Origin of the sequence: Campylobacter curvus (assembly GCF_013372125.1) — a bacterium.
Lineage (GTDB): Bacteria > Campylobacterota > Campylobacteria > Campylobacterales > Campylobacteraceae > Campylobacter_A > Campylobacter_A curvus.
In genome coordinates, this window is the sequence record NZ_CP053826.1 from 11,802 (window position 1) to 35,658 (window position 23,857).

Genomic DNA, 23,857 nt, shown 5'->3' on the forward strand with positions numbered 1-23,857 from the left:
TTATTATTTTTGTAAGAATTTTTTAGATATAATCAGCCCCTATTTTAGAAAATGGAGATAAATTTTGGAAAAGATACGAAATATCGCCGTCATAGCTCACGTCGATCACGGCAAGACTACGATGGTCGATGAACTTTTGAAACAATCAGGAACATTTAACGAGCACCAGAGCATCGGCGAACGCGTAATGGACAGCAACGATATCGAGCGCGAACGCGGCATCACGATACTTTCTAAAAATACCGCCATACGTTACAAAGATACCAAAATCAACATCATCGACACCCCGGGACACGCTGACTTTGGCGGTGAGGTCGAGCGAGTGCTAAAAATGGTCGATGGCGTATTGCTGCTAGTCGATGCGCAAGAAGGCGTCATGCCTCAGACTAAATTCGTAGTCAAAAAGGCGCTTTCTTTGGGACTTTGTCCGATCGTCGTGATAAACAAGATAGATAAACCTGCAGGCGATCCTGACCGCGTAGTAAATGAAATTTTCGATCTTTTCGTCGCACTTGAGGCAAATGACGACCAGCTTGAATTTCCTGTCGTTTACGCCGCGGCTAAAAACGGCTACGCAAAGCTAAATTTAAGCGATGAGAACGTCGATATGCAGCCACTTTTTGAGACGATCCTCTCTCATGTGCCAGCACCAAGCGGTAGCGACGAAAATCCACTTCAGCTTCAAGTTTTCACGCTTGATTATGATAATTACGTCGGAAAGATCGGCATCGCGCGTATCTTTAACGGCAGAATTTCAAAAAATCAAAATGTGACTTTGATGAAAGCCGACGGCAGCAAGACAAATGGCAGAATTTCAAAGCTCATCGGCTTTTTGGGCCTTGATAGACAAGACATCAACGAAGCTGGCACGGGCGATATAGTCGCGATCGCAGGCTTTGAGGCGCTTGACGTGGGCGACAGCGTTGTCGATCCTAGCAACCCTATGCCGCTTGATCCGCTTCATATCGAGGAGCCGACTCTAAGCGTCGTTTTTAGCGTAAATGACGGACCGCTCGCAGGCACCGAGGGAAAGCACGTGACCTCAAATAAGCTCGACGAGCGCCTCGCAAACGAGATGAAAACCAATATCGCGATGAAGTATGAAAACATCGGCGAGGGCAAATTTAAAGTAAGCGGTCGCGGCGAGCTTCAGATAACCATCCTGGCGGAAAATATGCGCCGTGAGGGGTATGAATTTTTACTCGGGCGCCCGGAGGTCATCGTAAGAGAGATAAACGGCGTAAAATGCGAGCCTTTCGAGCATTTAGTCATCGATGCACCGGATGATTGCACCGGCACGGTCATCGAAAAGCTAGGCAAAAGAAAGGCCGAGATGACCTCGATGAATCCAACCGGCGACGGGCAGACCAGGATAGAATTTGAGATCCCGGCTCGCGGACTCATCGGCTTTAGGAGCCAGTTTCTGACCGATACCAAGGGCGAGGGCGTGATGAATCATAGCTTTTTGGAATTTCGCCCGCTAAGCGGAACGGTCGAGCACCGCACGAACGGCGCGCTAGTATCGATGGAAAACGGCGTAACGCTGGCGTATTCATTATTTAACTTGCAAGATCGCGGCGTATTATTTTTAGACCCGCAGGCAAAGGTCTATGTGGGTATGATCATCGGCGAGCACAGCCGTCCAAACGACCTTGACGTAAACCCTATAAAAGGCAAGAACCTGACCAATGTGCGCGCCAGCGGCTCGGACGATGCGATCAAGCTCGTGCCACCTAGAAAGCTGAGCCTTGAGCGCGCGCTTGAGTGGATAGAGGATGACGAGCTAGTCGAGGTCACGCCTCTAAATATCCGCGTTCGTAAGCGCTATCTCGACCCTACTCAGCGCAGAAGAATGGCAAAAATATAAATCTAAAATTTTAAGGCCCGCTAGGGCTTTAAAACTACTAAAGGCACTAGCAGCCTTACTCAAAGCAACTCCACTTAAACCGCACTTGCTCAGATCAAAAAATTTAAAGGTCTGTGTGAAGCCAATTGTCTGATCTAGGTCATAAAGACGCTTGAAAATAGGCTGATTGAGCTAGGAGTGAAATTTCAAAAAAGAAGAATCTCGTTTAGCGAATTTATATTTAGAGCAAGAGACAAACAAGATGCACATTAAATTTGTGGGTAATTTATGATAGTAATTATTAAAAATCTGCTAAAATAAGGCGAAATTTTCAAAGGAGAACATATGAGAGAAAAGATCAAAGCGCTTTTGGCGCAAAACCCTAAAATTTCACTGGGCGAGATAGCTAAAGAGCTAAATATCAGCGATTATGAAGTGCTGCTAAATTTACCGGAGGAGCTTTGCAAAGCGGCTGGCGGCAAGAGATTTAGCGACGTTATAAAGGAGCTTGAGGGCTGGGGCGAGGTGCTTTTTGTCAAAAATACGCCTAATTTCATCATAGAATTTAGAACAAAGATACCAAGCGGTCGCAACGCACAAGGCTTTTACAACTTCGGCATGGGTGCAAAAGGCGAGGAGTCGCACGGCCTTGGGATCTTGGGCGGTCATTTGAGGGCTGATGCGATAGAGAAGATATTTTTCGTTACACAGACTTTTATGGGGTTAGTGACGAAATCAGTGCAGTTTTATGACAAAAATGGCGAGAATATCTTTAAAATTTACGTCGCTCGCGATGAAAAAAGAGAGCTTTCGCCGACTCAGGTAAAGGCTTTTGAGGAGTTTAAGGCTAAGCTTTAATCACCAAATTTAGTTCTATCTGCTAGAAAATTTTCTTAAATTTTCTAGCTTTTCTCTAAAATTTGACTTCGTTAATATATTAAATTTAATTTGGCTTAATTCAGGTGTAAATAGCGGCAATATCGTTAAGTTCTGTTTTAAAAAAGGGTTGATTTTTATCTAGCGTAGTCAAATCTTATGAAGCGACACTATTTTTTACTCCGCTTTGCTCGTAACCTAACAGACGCTTTGTAACTGCTTCTTGAAAAGCTACAAACGAAGTGGAGCAGAGCTTATCGTAATTTTATTAGGTTGATTATTAGGATAAGTAAATTTAAAAATTTGCACTTTTACAAAACGCTCTATGAAGTTTAAAATTTTAAAAAGCAAAAGGCGGCGAACCGCCTTTAAGTAAGAGTAAATTATTGCTTTAGCTGAAGCAACGTATTTAGCATTTCGTCGCTCGTGGTTATCGTCTTAGAGTTTGCTTGAAAGCCTCTTTGGATGACGATGAGATCGGTGAGCGCTCGGCTGAGATCGACGTTGCTGGCTTCTAGCTTTGAGGCTGCGACGGTGCCTTTATCTCCCGTTCCTGCCGCTCCGATGACCGCTTCGCCGGAGTTTGCGGTCTGAGAAAAGACGTTGCCACCTTCAGACTGCAAGCCCTCGTTGTTTGTAAATGTCGCTAGTGCTACTTGCGCTAGGCCAAAGCTCTTTCCGTTTGTGAAAGCTCCGATGATAGTTCCCGTCTCGTCTATCTTGATGTCTCGTAATGTTCCGCCGGTGTAGCCATCTTGCGAGATAGACTCGGTCGATGAGTCTTTATCAAAGCTCGTTAGGCCGTTAAAATCAGTGCCCAGACCAAAATTTAGGCTCACGTTTTGGCCTGCTTGCGAGCCGTTGTTTGCCGTAAAGGTAAATGTAGCCGGATGGAAGCTGGCTAACGAGCCGTTAGCGTTAAATCTAAGAGAGCCGGTGATAACGTTATCCGGGCCAACGCCGGAGTAGTTTATCTTTGCCGGTTCCGGTACTTGTATGATCATGCTCCACTCGGTACCGCCATCGTTTGTAGTGCCTGTTTTAGCCCATTTGATGCTGACTGTGTGCTTTGAGCCCAGGGAGTCGTAAATTTCAGCTGTTGAGCCGTGGCTTGACATCATCAGTTTGCCGCTGTTGCGTAGGGCTTGACCGGGGCTTAGAGCGCCGTCAAGGGCTTTCATGACGGTAGTTAGTCTGACGTTTTCATTTACCGCAGCCGTTCCATTTTTCGCCTCGGTGGTAAGGCCAGTCGTCGTCATATAAAGGGCTTTATCGAAAGTCCCGCTTGCAGGGTTTTCGACTTGAAATTGCCCCGCATTATTTACCGTAAATTTAGCACCGTCATTTAGATCGGAATTTGCCGCCGCTGTCACACCTGCCGCTGCCGCTGTACCTGCCGCCGCTGCCGCCGCTGCCGCCGCTGTTTTGGCCGCTGCCGCCGCTGTTTCCGCCGCGGTCGCTGCTTGTGCTGCAGTATCTCCTGCGGCTATCCTGGCCGCGTATGTATTATTGTAGGCTACGTTATAGGCGTTGTTTAGATAGTTTTGCTCTACTGCCTCTTTTACTTGAGTTTGGGCGTCAGCGTCGGTCTTTGCGTTTATTATCCTGCCGTCTCCGTCGTAGTCCACGTGGTTTCTCGCGTCCTCTTGCATCGCAGCGCGTAGATCCTCAGTCGTCGTGACCGTCCTTGCTATCCTGTCGTCATTTGGATGCACCGCCGTAGTTTGGGAATTTGTATAGACATATTTATATGCAGTGATGATATCAACGCTTGATAGGCCTGTGTTATCACCGCCATTTACCGTTAGGTGGATATTTTTGGTGCTATCGGTCGTACCAGAGTTGTTTCTGTTGATTAGAGTGAGCTTGTTGCCCTCTGAAATTTCGGCTTGAACGCCGGTTTTGTTATACTGGGCGTTTATGGCTGCAGCGACATCGCTGATGCTGTTTATAGCGCCGGCTTTGCTTGTTATAGTCGTGCCGTTTATCGTGACATTTAGTGTAGCGCCTGCCGGAAATTGTCCTTTATTCGCCGGCGCACCGCTACCGACTGTGAATTTTTGTGATTTCGCATTCGCATAGCTTATCCAAACGCCTTGGTTGTTTCTTAGCGCGAGCCCGTTTCCAAGCTCGTCAAATGTCACGCCAAGATCGACGCCGCGCTCTGTTAAGACCTGCTCATTTTTGGAATTCGTATAGAATTCATTGTTATTTACGTCGTTTTCATTATGCACTTCGTTACCGTCAAGCTCGCCGTTGTTGTTATAGTCCCTACCACCGGCAACGGAGTCAAGAGAATAAATAGGCGTACTTCTAGCACCGATCGTGTTGCCTGAGTCTAAATTTCCCTTTATCTTGACCTCGGTCGTAGCGCGTGCAGGAGTCGTTAGACCCTCTTTGATGACGATGTTTTTGATAGGGCCTGTGGAGTCGATAGTGCCGGTCTCTTCGTCTCTAGTCCAGCCTTGCACGATGTGTCCGCTATTGTTTACGAAATTTCCCGCCTTATCACGCACGAAGTCGCCGTTTCTCGTATAATAGCGCGTAGTGCCGCCGTCCGGAGATACGATGAAAAAGCCGTTGCCCTGAAGCGCAAGGTCGGTTTGCTTGTCGGTTGAGGTGAGTGTGCCTTGAGAGAAAATCCTGGTAGTTGAATTTATCGTCGTTCCAAGGCCTATTTGCATAGGGTTTTGACCGCCCAGCTCGCCCTGCGGTGCAGTCGCGACGCGCGGAGTCTGGCTCAAGATATCCGCGAAATTCGCGCGGTTGTATTTGTATCCGTAGGTATTTACGTTTGCGATATTGTTACCCTCTACGTCCATAGCTATCTGGTGGGCTTGCAAGCCTGAAACGCCAGACCAAAGTGATCTCATCATGAGTCTATCCTTTTTGTGTGTTTTAAATTTATTGTATAGCTATAAGCAAAAGGTGTTCCAAAAATTTATAGTTAGGAATTTAGGAGATAATTGGCTATTTGGAAGTGGCGGTTTTGTAGTCAATGCCAGAGATTAAATTTGTATATAGTTAAAATTTTTATAGTTTCTTTATCTACCTCAAAGGGTATGACATAGCCTTTAAAGATCAAATCCCTGATATTGTCATCGTTTGCTATTAAATTTTTACGAAAGCGATATGGCATATCGGTGATCGCCATGATTTTTGACTTTAGTTCATTTAAAAAATTTTGAGCGTTAGACTCACTATTTGCAGATATGAAGTCCAAAATTTCATTTAAATTTTGCCAAAACTCATCTGCATAACGGATCACCATTTATAGCCCTTTTGCACCATTTTATCGCTAAATTCGGCTTGACTATAAAATTTTAGCTCACCCTTAGCCTTCTTTTTAAGCAACTCTTTAAAATTTTCTATATCAGCGTCGCCTAGATATTGTTCTTGATTTTCGTCTATTTGCAGTTTATAAGGCTCGCTCATTTTTTCGTTTATAGCCCGCAACATCGTGAGTAGGGCATTGTCCGCATTTGGTATAAATAAAATCATATTTTTCCTCCAAAATTTTTTAGATTATAGCACATTAAAGCAACATCGCCCCGACGATGCCGCCTATCATTAGCGGGATGTTGAAAAATATAAACGTCGGCACGCAGGTGTCATAGATATGATTGTGCTGTCCGTCGGCGTTTAGACCGGACGTAGGTCCTAGTGTGCTGTCGCTGGCCGGACTTCCCGCGTCTCCTAGTGCTGCTGCGATACCGATTAGTAAAATGATCGCAGCGTTTGAAAATCCGAGCGAAAGCGAAAGCGGCACATAAATGGAAGCTAAGATCGGTATCGTGCCAAAGCTGGTGCCTATGCCCATCGTCACGAGAAGTCCGATAAGCAGCATCAAAAATGCTCCGCCCAGCTTGCCGCCCGAAATTGAGCTGGCGAAATTCACGAGCTGCTCGATACCGCCGCTCTCCCTTAAGACTGAGCCAAAGCCTGCCGCTACTAGCATGATGAAGGCTATAAAGCCCATCATCGCGAGGCCGTTATCCATTATCTTGTCTATCTTTTTGTATTCGATCCCGCCAAAGATCACCATTATGATGAGCCCAATAAGCGCTCCAAGCGGCAGCGAGCCAGCGTAAATTTGCACTATGAAAGCGGCGATCGCTCCGCCTAGCACCGCCCACTCTTTGCGTGTCATTTTTAAATTTTTAGCATGCTCGACTTCGCGAAGCTCCTGCTCTTCAAATTTCGTATTTTCGTATTTGCGCCTTTTGACGTAAAATATAAAAACCGCCAGAAATAGTCCCACCAGCATCGATGCGCCGCCTATCCACATAACGGAGCTGATGTCGCTTAGCTCAACTTTGATGCCGTTGTTTTCGAGCTCTTTTTTCAGTATGTTGTGAAAAAGCAGTCCAAACCCCACGCTAAGGCTCACGTATGGCGCTTGAAGCCCGAACGTGAGAGCGCATGCGACCGCGCGGCGATCTATGCCTATTTTGTTCATCAAGACTAAAAGCGGCGGTATGAGGATAGGGATAAATGCGATGTGAACCGGGATCAAATTTTGCGATAAGCACGCGACAAAGGCGATGGTGAGTATGAAATTTATGCGGTTCGAGCTTAGAAATTTGCTTATGCCGTTTATCAAGATGGCTGTTAAATTCGTATTTGCTATCGCGGCTGCGAGTGCACCGAGCAAGATGTAGCTAAGCGACGTTTCGAGGTTGCCTTTCATGCCCGTTATCAGCGTAGACGTGGTGTCCGCTAGTGCGTCAAGTAGGCTTTTAAAGCCACTTGCCAGACCGTCTTCAAACCCGCTAAATCCGTGCTTATACATCACTCCGGCAACGAGCGCGGAGACTAGGATCGATAAAAGGATATTAAAACGCAGCAGACAAAGGATCGTCATGACGAGGATACTTACGACGACGGGGTTTGTATAGAGCATGGGGATTTCCTTATGAATTTTGTTGCAAACGTAAAATTATACATTTGCATATCTTAAATTTAGAAATCGTTAAATTTATGCTTGGTGCGGATTATCTGATGCGTATCTCGATGCCAGGCCTTGGCTCGTCGTATCTGTCGTAATATCCGTCATCGTGATACCTGTCGTATCTATCGTCGTTTCGCCTGTCGTAGTAGTCGTCGCCGTATTCGCGGATGTTATTTCGTCTCATGTAGTCTCTTGTTATCTCTTTGCGGTAGTCTCTTCTTTTGTAATTTCTTCTGTAACCATCATCGAGCGGCTCTTCTAAAAGCAAGATGACGTCGGAATTCGAGAGCATATTGTTGTTGTATTCGTTGCTGCGTCTTCTATCTTTATATTTTTTGGGAATGACTATTAAAGATTCGTTTGGATATCTATCGTAAGCGTCTGCTAAATTTACACAAAATGCCGCGATCAGGCCGATAAAAAGCAGCTTTTTCACTACGCGCTCCTTGCCGTGTTATTCGTTACTCATTTTATAATATAAATTTTAAAATTAAAGTAAATTTTTAGCACACGTATATTACAATCCCAAGATATATTAAGGAGTAAATAATGATAAAATCATTTCCAAACAGGTTGGCAAAATTTGCCGCACTTTCTTTGCCGTTTCTTTTGACTGGATGCCTATCGTCTATGGATATGGGCTCAAGCAGTGCTAAGACCGCAGCTACCGGCTCGGCAGGTGGAGAGAACGCTCAAAATGCCAATTCGCAGCTTAAAAGATGTAGCCAGTCTTTGGGCACGGTGACTATTTACGAGGATAGAGACTCCGACTGGTATACTATCCTTACGAGAGATTACAGACTACCTTCGACTGTCCCTGTCATCAGGCTCTTGGCTCAGCAGTCAAACTGCTTTGTCATCGTCGAGCGGGGCAAGGCGTTTAATCAAATGATGGAAGAGCGCGCTTTGATGCAGTCAGGCGAGCTTAGAAAAAACTCGAATTTCAAAAAAGGCCAAATGGTCGCGGCTGATTATACCATCACTCCTTCGGTGATCTTTAGCGCTGAGGATACTAGCGGCGTAGGCGGTGTAGTGGGCGCGCTCTTTGGCGGTATCGCCGGAGCGGTAGCCGGCGGCTTTAATACGAGCGATGCGAGCACGGTTTTGACTCTCATCGAAAACCGCTCGGGCGTACAGCTAGCAGCGGCTGAGGGAAGCGCTAGAAATTACGACTTTGCAGGACTTGGCGGGCTATTTGGCAGCTCGGCCGGTGGAGCGCTCGGAGCTTATGCTAAAACCCCTGAAGGCAAGGTCATCGTAGCGGCTTTCACTGATTCGATGAATAACCTTATCGACGCCGTCAGAAACTACAAAGCCCAAAAGGTAAAAGGCGGCTTGGGCGCAGGCGGAACTCTGAAAGTATCTGACTAAATTTCCTGAATTTGAGCCTTCGGGCTCAAATTTTTTCTCCTCGTTTTAAAATTCCTAGGTTTTGTATTAATAAAAAGTGTTGATAGTCTTAAACGAACGCTTCGCAAATCTTATTTACTCCAGGAGTGACCCGGCACAGGAGAATGCGAACAGCATTCGAGTAGAACAGCGTTTAAAGGAAATCTTTTTGCTTCGCAAAAAACTACTCAGCCCCTGCGGGCTTCCCTAATTTTGTGTGGGAGCGAGTGGCCAAACATTTAGCACGATTTTTGATTTCATTGCGGTCTAAACCTATCATTTAGTTTAAATTTGCTAAAATCGATTTAAATTAATTTCAATAAAGGATCAAATTTGAGAAGTGACGTGATAAAAAAAGGCTACACCAGAGCGCCGCACCGCTCGCTTTTGCGCGCGACCGGGCTAAAAGACGATGACTTTTCTAAGCCCTTCATCGGCGTGGCAAACAGCTTCATCGAGATCATCCCGGGGCATTTTTTCTTAAACAAATACGCTGAAATTTTAAAAGACGAGATCCGCAAAAATGGCTGCGTGCCATTTGAATTTAACACGATCGGCGTGGATGACGGCATCGCGATGGGACACGGCGGGATGCTTTACAGCCTGCCAAGCCGCGAGATCATCGCAAACTCGATCGAGACCGTGATGAACGCGCACGCCCTCGACGCGCTTGTGTGCATGCCAAACTGCGACAAGATCGTGCCCGGCATGGTCATGGGTGCGCTTCGCGTCAATGTCCCGACGATATTTGTCAGCGGCGGCCCGATGAGAAAGGGCTACACCAAAAGCGGTCAGCCTATCGACCTGGCGACGGCGTTTGAAGCGGTGGGTAAATTTGAGACCAAAGAGATCAGCGAGGAGGAGCTAAAAGACATCGAGTGCAACGCCTGTCCGAGCGGGGGCAGTTGCAGCGGGATGTTCACCGCAAACTCGATGAATACGCTGTGCGAGGCGATGGGTATCGCGCTAAGCGGCAACGGTACGATACTAGCACTCACCAAAGAGCGCGAGGAGTTGATACGCCGCGCTGGCAGGCGAATTTGCGAGATAGCTCTGGACGAGCGATTCAAAATTCGCAACATCCTAAACGAAAAAGCCGTGCGAAACGCGCTGGTTGTGGATATGGCGATGGGCGGCAGCTCAAATACCGTGCTTCATATGCTGGCTATCAGCCGCGAGGCGGGGGTAAATTTGCAGATTTCGCAGCTGAATAAAATCAGCCAAAACATCGCTCACATCGCCAAAATAAGCCCGTCGCTACCAAACGTGCATATGGAGGACATCGGGCGCGCTGGCGGCATGAACGCCGTGATAAAGGAAATTTCGCGCCGCGACAACGGCATGCTGCACCTTGAAAATTTAACCGTGAGCGGCGAAACACTAGGCGAGCGCGTCGGGCTAAGCGAGATAAAGGACGAGAGCGTGATCCACAAGGTCGAAAACGCCTACTCGAAAGTGGGCGGGCTGGCGATACTCTTTGGAAATTTAGCCGAGCAAGGCTGCGTCATCAAAACAGCCGGCATCGTGGGCGAGCGTAAATTTAGCGGCAAGGCGGTGTGCTTTAACTCCCAAGACGAGGCGATAGTGGGCATTTCTAGCGGCAAAGTCGGCAAGGGCGATGTGGTCGTCATCCGCTACGAAGGACCGCGCGGAGGCCCGGGGATGCAAGAGATGCTAAGCCCTACAAGCCTCATCATGGGGCGCGGGCTGGGTGCTGACGTCGCGCTCATCACGGACGGGCGTTTTAGCGGCGCGACGAGGGGGCTAAGTATCGGACATATCAGCCCCGAGGCGGCGGAGGGCGGTATGATCGGGCTTTTGCGAGACGGCGACATCATCGACATCGACGTGGATACCTACTCGATAAATGTGCGCCTGAGCGAGGCTGAAACCCTAAAGCGAAAGGCGGAGTTTAAGCCCGTGCAAAAAGAGCTCAAAGGCAAATGGCTAAGGCAGTATCAGCGTCTGGTTACAAATGCGAGCAACGGGGCGATTTTGGAAGTGTAGTCAAATTTTAATGAGCTAAAAGGAGAAAACATGAGTTTTAGACAAAAAGTAGTCGTTTGCGTATCGATCTTGCTTACGATCTTGGTCGTAGCGCTTGTTGGCGTGAGCTATAACGGCACTAAAAACGTCATCGCAAATATGACGGAAGCTAGCTCCACGCTACTGATAAAGCAGGTCGATAAAAAGATCGAGACGTGGTATGGACTAAAGGCTCAGCTGCTTGACGCGATGCAGTCGGTGCTCTCCGGGCACGATAGGCAAAAGAACATCGAAGTCATAAAGGCCACGAACGACAAGGGCAAATTCGTAGCTACTTATTACGCGCTGGAAAATGGCGAGACGGCATTTAGCGACGACTGGGTGCCTGATGCAAGCTACGATGCGAAAACAAGAGAGTGGTACGAAAAAGCCAAAAGAGAAAACAGACCGATCGCTACGGAATTTTACATCGATGAGGCGACTAAAAAGCTAGTCACCACGGTCGCCACTCCTATCGTAAGAGAGGGTAAATTTATCGGCGTGATGGGTGCGGATATGCCATTTGACGAGGTCATCGCGATGTTTAACAGCGATAACGATATGACTGGGTATTTCATGCTCATAGATAAGGCCGGCAAGATACTTTTTCATCCGAATTCACAGCTCATCGGCAAAAATATAAGCGATCAAGACCCAAGCCTAAAAGAGCTCGTCGCACGCACGAGTAAAAGTAAAGACGGGCTTTTTTATTACAAATATAAGGGCGATGATAAGATACTTTCTTTTGCAAATATCGATGGCGTCAGTCTTATAGTCACGTTCATGGCTAGGCTTGACGATGCGATGGCGGAAAATAAGAAAAATGCGCAGTTTAGCACCATGGTGGGTGTCGTAGCGATAGTCATCAGTATCGTGCTGATCGTGCTTTTACTTAAAATTTTGTTCAAGCCGGTCATCAAGCTGATGGAGCTCTCGCATGATCTTGCCGTCGGCGAAGGCGACTTGACCAAGCATTTAGACTTTGACTCAAAAGACGAGCTGGGCCAAATCAGCTCGAATATGAATAAATTCATCGAAAAGATCAGGATTTTGATCAACGAGGCAAAGAGCAGCAGTAGCGAAAATTCATCGCTTTCAGAGGAGCTAAGCGCCACGTCCAAAGAGATAAAATCGCGCGTGCAAAACGAATTTAATATCATTCAAGGCATCACCAAAGACGCCGAGGCGATGACCGCCCTATCTCAAAGCTCAAACGATAAATCAAACGAAGCCATAACCGATCTAAAATCGGTCGGCCAGACCCTGCAAAAGACTAAAGAAAATATCATAAAAACGGTCAGCGGCATAAATAACGCCGCTCAAACCGAAAACGAGCTCTCTGACAGGCTTCAAAATTTGGTTCAAAACACAGACGAGGTCAAAGAGGTCTTAAAAGTCATCAACGATATCGCCGATCAGACAAATTTACTCGCTCTAAATGCCGCTATCGAGGCGGCACGCGCAGGCGAGCACGGACGCGGCTTTGCCGTCGTGGCCGATGAGGTCAGACAGCTAGCCGAAAAGACCTCAAAGAGCCTGGTCGAGATCAACAACACCGTAAATCTCATAACCCAGTCCGTCAATGACGCCTCCACGATGATGAGTGAAAATTCTAAATTCATAGCCGGCATCGCGAGCGAGTCTAACGGCTCAAAAGTCGAGATCGAGGAGACATCGAGGCTGCTTGACGAGGCGATAGAAAAAACTAGTCTCGCCGTAGCGGAGGTCGGGCAGATGAGCGCGTCCATACAAGGCACGATAAACAGCTTTGCTAATGTCAATAAGCTGTCTGCCGAAAATACGAGAAGCGTCGATGAAATTTCAAAGGCTTCAAGTATGCTAAACGAGCAAGTAGATAGCCTAAACAACAAGCTAAATCAGTTTAAGAGCTAAATTTAGGAGCAAAATGGCTATTTATCCCTGCGAGCAATGCGGACGAGAGATCGGATATAATGGCGTTTGCTATCAATGTAAGATAAAAAACGAGCAAGATAAATTTTTAAATTTAAGCGATGAGCAAATCGAAGAAAAGATAAAAAATATCGTTCAAAATATCGAACAAATGCAAAACTATGGCGAGGCCTACAATGAATTTTGGGGGCTTTTTACGCTGCGTGGCATTAGCGACGAACGCATCGCAAGGGCTGCTTTGAAGGCTGAGATCTACCACCCGCATCAGCTTCATTACAAGGCGCCAAGTGATGTGAGAGACGAGCTTTTACGCCTTTTAGACGAGAGACCCTCATGCGCAAACGATCTGCTTTTGGCGCTTGCCATGCAGGGCGATGAGAAGACTTTGCAAGCGTTCGTAGAGTTTGAAAAGCACCCCAAAGAGTGGCGCAAAGGGCTATATGTAGGTCCTGCCATCTACGCACAAAGCGGCGGCTGGACGTTTGATACAAGCGGCGAGCGACGAAGTCTGGTATTTGAAAAGTGCCTTATTCTAAAGGAGTGTGAAAGCGGCTGCGAGAACGAGCCTGTAAAAATAGCACAAAGAACTGGCGAGAAGTGCGAATTTTGCGGATGTGAGATGATCGATGCCATCAGCATAAAATCTGGTGAGCCAAGCTTTAAATTTTTAAATTTAAAGCACGACATGCGTATGCGCTGCTGCCCAAACTGCGTGGCCTTTAGCACCTTTACCTGCGAAAATTTTGCAGACGGTAATGTAAAAACGAGCTTTGATAGGACACAGCTTGAAAAGATCGGAGTGCAAAACTATATCAACAAAGATACGATGAACGAGATAGTTTCGCATAAATTTAGGCTAGATCGCGCACCAAAGCCACCGTTTTATCCCTGCTTTGCTGAGTCTGACGTCAGCATCGGCGGGCATGGCGACTGGGTGCAGGATGCTGAGTATTGCGACTGTCCTAAATGCGGCAAGACGATGAAGCTGCTAGCGCAGATCCCATGGTCGCTCATCGATAATAGCGAGGGCATACTTTACGTGCAGATTTGCCCCGAATGCTACGTGCTGAGCGCATTTCATCAGCAAACGTGACGTTAAGACACAAAGGGAAAAAATGAATGAAAATCAGCTGCTGATCGCCATTATAGCGCTAGGCGTGATCTTGCTTGGATTTATCGTTTTTACTATCATTCTAAGCAATAAATTTAGCACCGTAAGCGCCATGCTAAGGGCAAATGAAGCCAAAAACGCCGAGCTGGAAAGCAAGCTTGAAGCAGCCTTACTCAAAGAGGATGAGCTGGAGCGAACTATATCCGAGCTAAATCAAAATTTAGGCCAGGAGAGCGGCGAAAATCGAAGCAACAAAGAGTTTTTAAAAAACAAAGAGCAGATCATCATGGAGCTAAAGGCGGCAAATATCCAAAGCCAAAAGAGCGTGGAGGATCTAAAAGGCGAGCTGGAAAGTGTGAGGGCCACGCTAAATGAAAAACAAGAGCAAAATGCCAAACTGGATGAAAATTTAAAAATTTTGACTGCACGGCTAGAGGCGATGGGATCGCAAAAAAGCGAGCTTGAAAAAAGTATCGAGGTGCAAAAAAGCGATCTTAATGCAAAGGAGCAAAATTTACGCGCCCAAGAGGGAAATTTAGCCCAGCTTAAGCAAAGTCTGAATTTAGAATTTCAAAACCTTGCAAATAAAATTTTCGAGGAAAAGACGAGCTCTTTTAATAAAACGAGCCAGACCTCGCTGGAGCTGCTTTTAAAGCCCCTACGAGAGCAGATCGCCGGCTTTCAAAACCGCGTGAACGAGGTGCATAGCGAGGCGGTCAAAAGCTCCGTGAGCCTGGAGGAGCAGATAAAGCAGGTGCTTAGCGTCGGGCTGAATATGTCAAAAGAGGCGCACAGCCTCACGACTGCGCTAAAGGGCAACAACAAGATCGCCGGCAACTGGGGCGAGGCGCAGCTGGAGCGCACGCTAGAGTTTGCGGGACTCATAAAGGGCGAGCACTACTTCACGCAGCAAAATTTCAAAAGCGAGAGCGGAGATAGGGCGGTGCCTGACTTCATCATCAGGCTACCCGATGAAAAACACATCGTTATCGACAGCAAGGTCTCTCTAAACGCCTACGAGGAGGCGGTCAGTGCGGGCAATGAGGCAAAGGCGAGTGCGGCTTTGAGCGAGCATGTCCGCTCTGTGAGGAGGCACATCGATGAGCTTGCAAAGAAGGACTACGCCTCGCTTGACGGGCTAAAGAGCCCTGACTTCGTGCTGATGTTCATGCCGGTCGAGCCCGCATATATCGAGGCGATGAAATTTGACACCGGGCTTTTCAACTATGGCTACGAGCGCAAGGTCGTGCTGGTCTCTCACACGACGCTGATGCCGATCCTGCGCACGATAGCAAATCTATGGCGCATCGAGCGGGGCAACCAAGAAGCCCAGCAGATCGCCGCTCGCGCGGGTGAAATTTACAACAAAGTCTGCGGTGTGGCGGACGCTTTGGCGAGGCTTGGCGGCACGCTAAATACCGCGAGCAACCACTACAATCAAGCCGTGACCTCGCTCGTGGGTAAGCAAGGGCTGCTTGGCAAGGTGGAGCGCTTTAAGCAGCTTTCAAGTAAAGCGATACAAAACGAGCCCGAGATCGCCGAGCTAAACGCGAAATTTGAGGCCAATAGACTAGAGGATCTAAAGCCGCAGGAGGATTAGCCCTTTTTGCTGACCTCATCGATCGCGGTAAAGGCATTTAGCGCCATCGGATAGCCGATGAATGGCACGAGTACGGTCGTGACGTCTATGAGCTTGGCACGGTCGTTGCCGACGTGAAAATTCCCTACGATATGCCCCAAAAGCTGCGGCTTTGCGTAGCCCAAAGAGAGCACATACACGAAAGTCAGCAGCTCGCGAAATTTAAGCTCCAAGCCCTCTCTCGTGTAAAAATCGCCAAAGCAATTCGCAGAGAGGAATTTACGGATATGGCGCTCATCCTTGGGCGCATCGGCGTTAAATTTATCGATAGCGGGAAATATCTCTTTTTGCACGGCAAGCCCCTTTTCTTCGCGGTTTTCGCGCGTAGTCGTGCCGGCACCCGCTAGCGGTAGCTCTACGCCCGCTTGCTTAAAAGCTTCGTTCATCGCGTAAAATATCTCCTCGAGCCTGCCAAAACCCGCGTAAGGGGCGGCTTGATATAAAATTTCTCTTATCTCCCCTGCCTTCACACCGTTTTTGAGCGCAGCTGTAACGAGCCTGCCGTATGCGCGCTTCGCACCGATTACCGCAAGGCACGCAAGCGTGATTTTTAGCCGCTCGTCCATGCTTAAATTTATCTCGCTACTCACATCGTCAAATAAAAAATTTAGATAGATTTCCGTAAATTCGGGATCGCTGTCCTCAAGCGGATGAGTGCCGCCCAGCCAGCTTTCGTAAAATTCGCTCGTCTTTTTCGTTAGTTTCATTATATTTTCCTTTCTTGTGCGGCCTGATACGGCGCGTTAGCAAGCAGCGCAAACGTCGCCGCAAAGCCCGAAAATTTGCGCCTTTTCACACTCTCATTTTCTACACAGAGCATTTGCCATCCTGGTCACGACCGGAAATAGCAAAAGCAAGCACGGATACGCCACGACAAAGGCTTTTACCCAGCCAAGCATCCAAATTTTAAAAAAGTCCTCGATCAAACCCAAATTTATATAAGTCAGCACGCCAGCGATGATGCACGACATGAAAAGCGCCATTATAAACGCGAACACGAACCGAAAATACTTGATGTCTATCAAATTTAACTCCTATTTTTATGATAATCGCTCAAAAATTTGACCGTTTGCGGGTCGCGGTGGTCTAAAAACAGGCTCTTTTTGCCGTCCATTTTCGCGATACTCGCCATGTCCGCCTCGTCAAGCGCGAAGTCAAAAACGCTGAAATTTTGCTCCATACGCTCCTTGCTCACCGTCTTTGGTATGACGATGACGCTGCGCTGCACGAGCCAGCGCAAGATGACCTGAGCCACGCTCTTGCCGTGCTTTGCGCCGATAGTTTTTAAAATTTCATTTTCGAGCAGTCCGCTTCGCCCCTCACCAAAGGGTGCCCAGCCCTGCATCGCTACGCCAAGCTCCGCCATCGTCTTTTGCGCATCAAAGCGCGCGTATAGCGGGCTGCACTCGACTTGATCGACCGCAGGAGCTATCTTATTATGCAGGCAAAAGTCCATCAAGCGATCGGGATAGAAGTTGCTAACGCCGATCGAGCGGATACGCCCTTCGTTTTTTAGGCGCGACATCGTCCGCCACGCGCCATACACGTCGCCAAAGGGCTGATGCAAAAGATAAAGATCGAGGTAGTCAAGCCCCAGCTTTTTCATAGACGCTTCAAACGCCCTAGCCGCCCCGCTCTCGCTCATATCGCTGATCCAAAGCTTGGTGGTGACGAAAAGCTCCTAGCGCCTAACGCCGCCAGCCAGCGCGGTCTTTATCGCCGCGCCCACAGCCTCTTCGTTAAAATACGCCTGCGCGGTGTCTATCAGGCGGTAGCCTACCGCGAGCGCGTCTTCTACGCAGCGCTGGCACTCTTTGAGATCATCGATCTGATACACGCCGTAGCCCAAAATCGGCATTTTATTGCCGTCGTTTAAATTTACGTATTGCATTTTCTCTCCTTTAAATTTACTAAAATTTCACTCCACTTTTTGCACGCGTATTTCGCCGTTAAATTTTACAAGCCTCGCTATATTCTCGTCAAATTTACCGAGTTTATAAAGATCACTGTTGCCGCCGTAAGATTTGTGAAATATCGCCACGTTGCCCCACGGCACGTAAATTTACCCCGCAAATGCACCTTTGCTAAGGGAGATCAAATTTTTGATTTTTATAAAATCTTTCCTTATGACCAAGTCTTTGCTTTGCTCGATATAAGCCCTAAAATGGGGCGTTTGCCTATGCGCTTCATATGCCGCCTCGTCCGCATAGATCTCAAACACGAAGTGCGAATTCTCATCGTCCGCGCGGCTGACGCACATCATCGCCAGCGTGCCGCGCTCTTTTTCGAGCGAATTTATGATGTTATCCTCACCCAGCCGCCTAAAATTTTCAAATTTTCCCGGCGCGTTTGTCAGCTCGAAAAAATTTACCACCGGCTCGCCAGCGCATAAATTTAGAGCCGCCACGCAGGGCAAAATGATAGATTTCATAAATTTCATATTTTCCTTTCGTTTGTAAATTTACCGCCCAAGCGAGGCTAAATTTTGCTCGTTTTTTGGCCGTGCACGCCAAAATCGTAGTGCGAAAGCCACTATCAGCTGTTTTTTAAATTTTAAGCCCGCACCAGCTCTCTTGCGTCGTTAAAGCTAAAATTCGCTACGCGCGACCACAAAATATCACGCGACATCGGCGCAGGGCGCGACAGTATCTGCAAGTGTAAATTTGTCGGCAAGGCAAATTTAACGCCGCCCAAAATTTGGGCGAGCTACACCGCAAACTGTCTCGTGTGAGCATATAAATTTAACTCGCCAAAGCCCGCCCAAAGCGCAAATTCAGCCTAAAATTCCTGCCTGCTCGGGCGTATCGTGATGTCGTTTATATCGATATCGGCTGGCTGCGAAACGGCAAAAACGATAGCGCGAGCGACCGCGTCAGGAGTGATCTCGTTTGCAGCGTAAAACGCCTGTATGCCGGCCTTTGCCGCCTCGTCGCTAGAATGCTGCGCTAGCTCCGTAGCGATCGCGCCCGGATAGATCGTGCAGACGCGCACGTCGCCCTTGCTCTCAGCGCGCAAGCCCTCGGAGATCGTTTTGACCGCGAATTTCGTCGCGCTATACACTGTGCCGATACCGGAAGAGACTTTGAGCCCCGCGACGGAGGAGATGTTGATGATCTGTCCGCTTTTTTGCGCCTGCATGGTCGGCAGCACCGCCGCGATGCCGTAGAGCACGCCCTTTACGTTGATGTCGATCATCCGCTCCCACTCATCGACTTTGCACTTTGCCATCGGAGCCATCAGCATGACGCCCGCGTTATTTACGAGCACGTCTATACGGCCAAATTTCGCCTTCGCAGCGTCTGCGAGTGCCACCACATCGGCATTTTTGCTCACGTCCGTAGCCACCGCTATCGCCTCGCTGCCAGCGGCTTTTATCTTCTCGACCAGCTTTTGCAGGCGATCCACTCTGCGCGCGGCTAGCACGAGCTTCGCGCCGTGTTTGGCAAGCTCTAACGCCGCCTCTTCACCGATACCACTACTTGCACCCGTGATGATCACGACCTTGTCTTTTATATTTTGCATGTTTGCTCCTTAAATTTGAAGCTATGTTGATTATACGCCAAAAGCGTAACCAAACGCTAAATTTGCTCCGCCAAGTTGCGAATTCTCAGGCGGCGCGCCGCAAGCCACCTAACGATACTTTATCGCATAGCTAAATTTGGGCTCGCTCAGGCTAAACTCGAACGTGTTCCTATCGACGCTGCCTACGCATTTGTCGCTGTCATAAAGCTGCAATAAAAACTCAGCCATCTGCTCGCTTGAATGGTAATTTTTAAAGCTCGCGTCGTAGTCATAATCCACCGCGCCAAATTCCGTTTTCGTAGCCGTAGGCGCTAGTAGCTTCACGCGCATTTTGGCGTCCTTATCCTGCGCCAGCTCGTGATAAAGCCCCTCGCTAAACGCCGATACGAAAAATTTGCTCGCGCAGTAGCTAACGGCGCCCGGCACGATGGTATAGCCGCCGGCAGAGGAGATGTTTATGAGCGTGGCGGGCTCGCGCCTGTATCTTTGCACGAAGAGGTGCGAGAGTAGCGCCAGAGCCGTGACGTTTAGATTTAGCATCCCAGTGATCTTAGTTAGGTCGCGCTCGCCCACCGCTCCGTAATCGCCAAATCCGGCGTTGTTGATAAGCGCCTTTAGCTCATAGCCGTCCAGTCACTCCCAAAGCTGCGTGACGTTTTCTAGTCGCGAAAGGTCGCAGGTCTTTAAGGCGACGTCCAGATTCGGGGCGAAATTTAAAATTTCGGTTTTTAAATTTTCTAGCTTCTCGCCGCGCCTGGCGATTAGGATCAAATTTTCGCCTCTTTTTGCAAAAGCCTTTGCCGCCGCCGCTCCGATACCGCTACTAGCACCCGTTATGGCTATATATTTTTTCATTTTTTCTCCTTTGACACCCGACTTACGGGCTTTATTGACGCATATCCCGCGTGCAAAATGGCAAAAGGTATGACGAATTTACACCGCTGACTCGCATCATCGCAGCCACTCTAAGCGCGGATAAATTTGCAAATTTTATTTATCCTTTTGCTCTTGCTCGTCCGCGAGCTTTACAAAATTTTCGTATTCGTCTTGGCTTAGATGCTCCAGCCAGACGACGTTTCGCCCGTCCTTTTCAAAGGTTACGGCGATGTGCTCGCCGTCCTCGTCCAGCCCCGCTCCGTGCCAATGCTTCACATCGGGCGGGCAGAGCACCACGTCGCCTGCGCGCGCGATCTGCACCACGCCGCTAGCCGTACCGGTGTAAATTTTGCCCTTCGTGACGATTAGATTTTGCCCCGCCAGATGCGTATGCCACGCCGTTCGCACGCCCTTTGGGAAGCTTACGAGCGCTGCGCCCGCGTTTGCGTATGACGTCGCACCAAAAAGCAGTGTCACGCGCGGCAGTCCGCCTGCAAAGATCTCGCTCGAGACCTTGTCATAGACCTTCAGCTTCTCTTTTTTCGTTAAAATTTGTTCCTTTTGATCGTTCATTTTTGCTCCTTTGTTTTGGCTTTCTTTGACAAAATATCTGTTTTTTAAACTAGTGCTTCGCAAATCTTACTTGCTCCACAAAACACCGAACATGTAGCACGATTTTAGCGCTCACTTCGTTTCGCTGAAAATCGGCGGCGATAGTGTCGCTTCATAAGATTTGACTACGCCAGAATGCTTAAAATCTTAGGCTCAAGATAAGTTAAGCGGATTCTCTCTTATCAATTTCAACAGTTTCTGATATAAGTTTTCCTGTGTAGTTTTAGTATTATATCTAAATTCACACTCCTTTAGATGAAGTAAAAAATTCTCTTTCTTGATGCCTTTAAATTTAGCTAGTCTATGTTTAGCGTATCCCCAGAAATTTTCTATGCCATTTATATGGTTTTTACCATTAGCAAATTCATTTTTAGAGTGTTTTACTCTGTAGTGTGCCTTGGCTCCATAATCCACTAATCCATCATAGGCTTTCCAGCAATCAGAGTAAATTACACTCTCGTCTAATTCGCTAAATTCCGATAATATCGGTATTAGTTCATTTGCAGAGCAGTTTTTAACTATCTGGATATAAACTTTGCCGTCACGCTTTAGCATTCCGAATACCGGTGTTTTCTTTGCTGCACCTCTACCTCTTTTTCCTCTTGCTCTCTTGGCTCCGAAGTAGCTTTCATCAATCTCTATCTCACCTGAGAACTTAGATATTTTTTCACACTCTTTAGACATCAAAACTCTAATGCTTTTTAAAATCTTATTAATGGAAATTCTAGAAATCCCGGTTAAATTTGCTATTTTAGTAGCCTCCATATCCTCTGCAAAATACTTGAGAATTTCTCTAAATTTCTTCTCTGAAATTCGGGAACGATAGATATACTTATTTTTCATCGACGGGATCATAGTTAAAAACTCCTTTGAAAGTTTTTAACTTATCTTGAGCCAAATCTTAAAACTAGCACCCTACTGAAATAAAGCCTTATTTTAGCCACCCACCAAATTCGGCAGCTGCCTATCTTTGCGGTATTTGCGCGTCAGACGGCAAATTTAAGCTATAAATTTAAGCGACACCTGTTGGTTTCATAAAAACTTAGCGCCGCTGAATTTAACGCCTATCAAACGCACTGCCCGCTGAGTCAGCAAAATCCATCGCAGCGCCTGCAAATTCGCGCGTCGCGTCCATATCGGCTTTGACCGCTTCAAGCTTATTTTGAGCGGATCTAAACGCTGCGCCGCCCATAAATAGGCTAAACGGAGGCTTTGGCATGCGCGAAATTTTATACATCACCTCTCCAAAGCGCTGCGGATCGCCCGCCTGCTTGCCGTTGTAGTTTCTCACGCCCTCCTCAAACGCCTTGCGCCGCTCGTCGTAGCACTCTATCCTGCCGCCGCTTAAACTCGCGCTTGCGCCTGCAAATTCCGTCCGAAAGCCCGCCGGCATCACGTTTATCACGGCGATGCCAAAGGGCTCCAGATCGAGCGCCAGTCCCTCGCTCAGCGCCGAGACGGCGAATTTGCTCATGTCGAGCTGCCCGAGACGCGAAAGCCACCTATCGAGCTTAGATTAAAAATTCTAGCTCTGATCTCGCCTGCCTTGCCGCCCTCTTTTACCGCCTGCGGACGCATGATTTTTAGCGCCTTTTGCACGATGAGGTAGGGCGCGAAGACGTTGGTTTCAAACTGCCGCCTAAGTTTGCTCAAGCTAGTCTCCTCGACAAAGCCCAAAAGCCCGTAGCCGGCGTTATTTACGAGATTATCGAGGCGAGTAAATTTCCTTTTGACGGCGGCCAAATTCGCTTCGATATTCGCTTCTAAATTTTCACCGAATTTTAGCTCCAAAGGCAAGAAATTTTCGCTCTCGCCGTCCATTTTTTGGACGAATTTCTCCAGATCCCTAGATGTCGCCGCGACCCGCTCACCGCGCTTTAAAAGCTCCTTTACGAGCGCCAACCCCAGCCCTCCGCTACCAGCCGTGATATACCAAACTTGAGACATTTTTTATCCTTTCTAAAATTTTAAACCGATTTCAGCCAAATTTACGCTAAATTCAGGCTCTCGACCCACTTTCTTATCTGCGCTCTGGACTCGCCGAAATTTATCCTGCGACCCTGTAGGAATTTCGCATTCGGCGCCGAGACTGCCATGTCCTTGCCGCTTTTGCCTATATCGCTGCCCCCGCTCGTGCAAAAAGGCACTATAGTTTTGCCCGTCAGATCGTGCGCCTCGAGGAAGGTATTTACGATGTGCGGCGCCGTGTACCACCAAACGGGAAATCCTACGAATATCACGTCAAATTCCGCGATATTTTCGCATTTTGCGGCGATTTGCGGACGCGAGGCTTTATCCGCCATCTCTACGCTCGAGCGCGACCCCGCGTTCGTCCAGTCAAGATCCGCCGCGCTGTATGGCTCAAGCGGCGCTATCTCAAAAACCTGCGCGCCCAAAACCTCCGCCAAAGTAAGCGCGACCTGCCTAGTTATGCCACTAGCTGAAAAATATGCTACTAATGCTTTCATTTTTGCTCCTTTGATTTTATATTTGCCACGCCCGCAAAATTTACCTTGCTGGCTTATTTATCCCGATGCTATCGCGTATGCCGAAATTTTCAAATACGCAACGCGCAACTAAATTCGCTATCGATCTGCGCGAAATTTTGGCGTCCGGATTTTTGAAACGCTCCTTTTTGTTCTAGCTCGTGGTCTCATAGTCTATCTCGTCTGCGCCGGAAAACCACTGCGGGCGGATGATCGTGTAATCAAGCCCCGAGCCCTCGATGATGGCGGCTGAGTTTACGTATCCGCTTGGCGGCATAGACCCGCGTCCCGCCTCGCCGTAAATGCCGTAGCTGCTGATCCAAACGAGCCTTTTTACGCCCTTTGCACCCATCGCGGCGACCAGCATTCGCGCCATCGCTTCCAGCTCTCCCGCGAGCCCAGCATAGACGGCATCTACGCCATCAAGCGCGTCTTTTAGCGCGCCCTCGTCTAGCACATCGCCCTTTATGACCTCTACACGGTCACTTTTAAATTTCTCCACCTTCGCGGGGTTTCGCACGTAAAGCATTAGCTTCACGCTCTGCTCTTTTAAAAGCTCGTCTATGACGTATCTGCCAAGACTGCCAGTCGCGCCCAAAATCAAAATTTTCAT

The 23,857-nt window shown here is 48.1% G+C and carries 22 protein-coding genes and 4 pseudogenes; 8 read left to right on the forward strand and 18 right to left on the reverse strand.

Translation table 11 applies throughout. The annotated features are described in order from the left end of the window. Positions 1-64 precede the first annotated feature (64 nt). Both typA and hutX read left to right on the forward strand, forming a co-directional pair. Positions 65-1,867 (forward strand): translational GTPase TypA, encoded by a 1,803-nt coding sequence (gene typA, locus CCVT_RS00060; RefSeq protein ID WP_018137249.1) that lies wholly within the window; start codon positions 65-67, stop codon positions 1,865-1,867. A 324-nt stretch (positions 1,868-2,191) separates the two neighbouring features. Then, on the forward strand, positions 2,192-2,704 hold the full coding sequence (hutX, locus tag CCVT_RS00065) for a heme utilization cystosolic carrier protein HutX (RefSeq protein WP_018137250.1): 513 nt from the start codon (positions 2,192-2,194) through the stop codon (positions 2,702-2,704). A gap of 401 nt (positions 2,705-3,105) precedes the next feature. Here the strand turns inward: hutX and flgE are convergent, their stop codons facing one another. The 5 genes from flgE to CCVT_RS00090 all read right to left on the reverse strand — a co-directional run bounded on the left by flgE (position 3,106) and on the right by CCVT_RS00090 (position 8,109). Next, positions 3,106-5,598, reverse strand: a complete 2,493-nt coding sequence (gene flgE, locus CCVT_RS00070) for a flagellar hook protein FlgE (protein ID WP_018137251.1) — start codon at positions 5,596-5,598, stop codon at positions 3,106-3,108. Positions 5,599-5,717: 119 nt separating this feature from the next. Beyond that, positions 5,718-5,993: a type II toxin-antitoxin system RelE/ParE family toxin gene (locus tag CCVT_RS00075; RefSeq protein WP_018137252.1), complete on the reverse strand. Its 276-nt coding sequence runs from the start codon at positions 5,991-5,993 to the stop codon at positions 5,718-5,720. Continuing rightward, positions 5,987-6,223, reverse strand: coding sequence for a hypothetical protein (locus CCVT_RS00080; protein WP_018137253.1), 237 nt, complete (start codon positions 6,221-6,223; stop codon positions 5,987-5,989). Before CCVT_RS00080 ends, CCVT_RS00075 begins: the two co-directional genes overlap by 7 nt. Before the next feature lie 34 nt (positions 6,224-6,257). Beyond that, positions 6,258-7,625, reverse strand: coding sequence for a Na+/H+ antiporter family protein (locus tag CCVT_RS00085; RefSeq protein WP_018137254.1), 1,368 nt, complete (start codon positions 7,623-7,625; stop codon positions 6,258-6,260). A gap of 91 nt (positions 7,626-7,716) precedes the next feature. After that, entirely contained in the window at positions 7,717-8,109 is a 393-nt protein-coding gene (locus CCVT_RS00090; RefSeq protein ID WP_018137255.1) for a hypothetical protein, read from the reverse strand. A 113-nt stretch (positions 8,110-8,222) separates the two neighbouring features. Between CCVT_RS00090 and CCVT_RS00095 the strand changes: the two genes are divergently transcribed. The 6 genes and pseudogenes from CCVT_RS00095 (at position 8,223) to rmuC (ending at position 15,709) form a co-directional block, all read left to right on the forward strand. Next, a complete protein-coding gene (locus tag CCVT_RS00095) occupies positions 8,223-9,044 on the forward strand; it encodes a CsgG/HfaB family protein (RefSeq protein ID WP_018137256.1) in 822 nt (273 codons plus the stop codon). A gap of 351 nt (positions 9,045-9,395) precedes the next feature. Beyond that, positions 9,396-11,069, forward strand: a complete 1,674-nt coding sequence (ilvD, locus tag CCVT_RS00100) for a dihydroxy-acid dehydratase (RefSeq protein WP_018137257.1) — start codon at positions 9,396-9,398, stop codon at positions 11,067-11,069. Positions 11,070-11,297: 228 nt separating this feature from the next. Continuing rightward, positions 11,298-12,122: pseudogene (locus CCVT_RS10075) on the forward strand (cache domain-containing protein); the annotation flags it as partial. 369 nt (positions 12,123-12,491) lie between these two features. Continuing rightward, positions 12,492-12,980 (forward strand): annotated as a pseudogene (locus CCVT_RS10080) (methyl-accepting chemotaxis protein); the annotation flags it as partial. Between the two features lie 13 nt (positions 12,981-12,993). Then, entirely contained in the window at positions 12,994-14,091 is a 1,098-nt protein-coding gene (locus tag CCVT_RS00110) for a hypothetical protein (RefSeq protein ID WP_018137259.1), read from the forward strand. 22 nt (positions 14,092-14,113) lie between these two features. After that, positions 14,114-15,709: a DNA recombination protein RmuC gene (gene rmuC, locus CCVT_RS00115; protein WP_018137260.1), complete on the forward strand. Its 1,596-nt coding sequence runs from the start codon at positions 14,114-14,116 to the stop codon at positions 15,707-15,709. On the opposite strand, the gene CCVT_RS00120 is transcribed toward rmuC, so the two are convergent. The 13 genes and pseudogenes from CCVT_RS00120 to CCVT_RS00185 form a co-directional block, all read right to left on the reverse strand. Continuing rightward, positions 15,706-16,455, reverse strand: a complete 750-nt coding sequence (locus CCVT_RS00120) for a carboxymuconolactone decarboxylase family protein (protein WP_018137261.1) — start codon at positions 16,453-16,455, stop codon at positions 15,706-15,708. The genes rmuC and CCVT_RS00120 overlap by 4 nt on opposite strands. Before the next feature lie 93 nt (positions 16,456-16,548). Next, positions 16,549-16,773, reverse strand: a complete 225-nt coding sequence (locus tag CCVT_RS00125) for a DUF2798 domain-containing protein (protein ID WP_018137263.1) — start codon at positions 16,771-16,773, stop codon at positions 16,549-16,551. A 2-nt stretch (positions 16,774-16,775) separates the two neighbouring features. Continuing rightward, a pseudogene (locus CCVT_RS00130) lies at positions 16,776-17,639 on the reverse strand (aldo/keto reductase). A gap of 27 nt (positions 17,640-17,666) precedes the next feature. Then, positions 17,667-17,804, reverse strand: coding sequence for a hypothetical protein (locus CCVT_RS10005; RefSeq protein ID WP_018137266.1), 138 nt, complete (start codon positions 17,802-17,804; stop codon positions 17,667-17,669). Positions 17,805-17,810: 6 nt separating this feature from the next. Then, on the reverse strand, positions 17,811-18,188 hold the full coding sequence (locus CCVT_RS00140; protein ID WP_018137267.1) for a putative quinol monooxygenase: 378 nt from the start codon (positions 18,186-18,188) through the stop codon (positions 17,811-17,813). 338 nt (positions 18,189-18,526) lie between these two features. After that, positions 18,527-19,270 carry an SDR family oxidoreductase gene (locus tag CCVT_RS00150; protein WP_018137268.1) on the reverse strand — a complete coding sequence of 248 codons (744 nt, stop codon included), beginning with the start codon at positions 19,268-19,270 and terminating at the stop codon, positions 18,527-18,529. Between the two features lie 108 nt (positions 19,271-19,378). Then, positions 19,379-20,125: pseudogene (locus tag CCVT_RS00155) on the reverse strand (SDR family NAD(P)-dependent oxidoreductase). A 135-nt stretch (positions 20,126-20,260) separates the two neighbouring features. Beyond that, positions 20,261-20,719 carry a cupin domain-containing protein gene (locus CCVT_RS00160; protein ID WP_018137269.1) on the reverse strand — a complete coding sequence of 153 codons (459 nt, stop codon included), beginning with the start codon at positions 20,717-20,719 and terminating at the stop codon, positions 20,261-20,263. Between the two features lie 192 nt (positions 20,720-20,911). Beyond that, positions 20,912-21,613 carry an IS1595 family transposase gene (locus CCVT_RS00165; protein WP_018137270.1) on the reverse strand — a complete coding sequence of 234 codons (702 nt, stop codon included), beginning with the start codon at positions 21,611-21,613 and terminating at the stop codon, positions 20,912-20,914. Positions 21,614-21,815: 202 nt separating this feature from the next. Beyond that, on the reverse strand, positions 21,816-22,232 hold the full coding sequence (locus CCVT_RS00170; RefSeq protein ID WP_018137271.1) for a Rossmann-fold NAD(P)-binding domain-containing protein: 417 nt from the start codon (positions 22,230-22,232) through the stop codon (positions 21,816-21,818). Further along, entirely contained in the window at positions 22,229-22,705 is a 477-nt protein-coding gene (locus CCVT_RS00175; RefSeq protein ID WP_018137272.1) for an SDR family NAD(P)-dependent oxidoreductase, read from the reverse strand. Before CCVT_RS00175 ends, CCVT_RS00170 begins: the two co-directional genes overlap by 4 nt. Before the next feature lie 41 nt (positions 22,706-22,746). Next, positions 22,747-23,226: a flavodoxin gene (locus tag CCVT_RS00180; RefSeq protein ID WP_018137273.1), complete on the reverse strand. Its 480-nt coding sequence runs from the start codon at positions 23,224-23,226 to the stop codon at positions 22,747-22,749. 172 nt (positions 23,227-23,398) lie between these two features. Further along, positions 23,399-23,857, reverse strand: a complete 459-nt coding sequence (locus CCVT_RS00185; RefSeq protein WP_018137274.1) for an NAD(P)H-binding protein — start codon at positions 23,855-23,857, stop codon at positions 23,399-23,401.

Coding starts and splice junctions, on each gene's coding strand:
- hutX (WP_018137250.1), top strand. CDS start 2,192: ATGAGAGAAAAGATCAAAGCGCTTTTGGCGCAAAACCCTAAAATTTCA.
- flgE (WP_018137251.1), bottom strand. CDS start 5,598: ATGATGAGATCACTTTGGTCTGGCGTTTCAGGCTTGCAAGCCCACCAG.
- CCVT_RS00075 (WP_018137252.1), bottom strand. CDS start 5,993: ATGGTGATCCGTTATGCAGATGAGTTTTGGCAAAATTTAAATGAAATT.
- CCVT_RS00080 (WP_018137253.1), bottom strand. CDS start 6,223: ATGATTTTATTTATACCAAATGCGGACAATGCCCTACTCACGATGTTG.
- CCVT_RS00085 (WP_018137254.1), bottom strand. CDS start 7,625: ATGCTCTATACAAACCCCGTCGTCGTAAGTATCCTCGTCATGACGATC.
- CCVT_RS00095 (WP_018137256.1), top strand. CDS start 8,223: ATGATAAAATCATTTCCAAACAGGTTGGCAAAATTTGCCGCACTTTCT.
- CCVT_RS00110 (WP_018137259.1), top strand. CDS start 12,994: ATGGCTATTTATCCCTGCGAGCAATGCGGACGAGAGATCGGATATAAT.
- rmuC (WP_018137260.1), top strand. CDS start 14,114: ATGAATGAAAATCAGCTGCTGATCGCCATTATAGCGCTAGGCGTGATC.
- CCVT_RS00120 (WP_018137261.1), bottom strand. CDS start 16,455: ATGAAACTAACGAAAAAGACGAGCGAATTTTACGAAAGCTGGCTGGGC.
- CCVT_RS00140 (WP_018137267.1), bottom strand. CDS start 18,188: ATGAAATTTATGAAATCTATCATTTTGCCCTGCGTGGCGGCTCTAAAT.
- CCVT_RS00150 (WP_018137268.1), bottom strand. CDS start 19,270: ATGCAAAATATAAAAGACAAGGTCGTGATCATCACGGGTGCAAGTAGT.
- CCVT_RS00160 (WP_018137269.1), bottom strand. CDS start 20,719: ATGAACGATCAAAAGGAACAAATTTTAACGAAAAAAGAGAAGCTGAAG.
- CCVT_RS00165 (WP_018137270.1), bottom strand. CDS start 21,613: ATGATCCCGTCGATGAAAAATAAGTATATCTATCGTTCCCGAATTTCA.
- CCVT_RS00170 (WP_018137271.1), bottom strand. CDS start 22,232: ATGAGCAAATTCGCCGTCTCGGCGCTGAGCGAGGGACTGGCGCTCGAT.
- CCVT_RS00175 (WP_018137272.1), bottom strand. CDS start 22,705: ATGTCTCAAGTTTGGTATATCACGGCTGGTAGCGGAGGGCTGGGGTTG.
- CCVT_RS00180 (WP_018137273.1), bottom strand. CDS start 23,226: ATGAAAGCATTAGTAGCATATTTTTCAGCTAGTGGCATAACTAGGCAG.
- CCVT_RS00185 (WP_018137274.1), bottom strand. CDS start 23,857: ATGAAAATTTTGATTTTGGGCGCGACTGGCAGTCTTGGCAGATACGTC.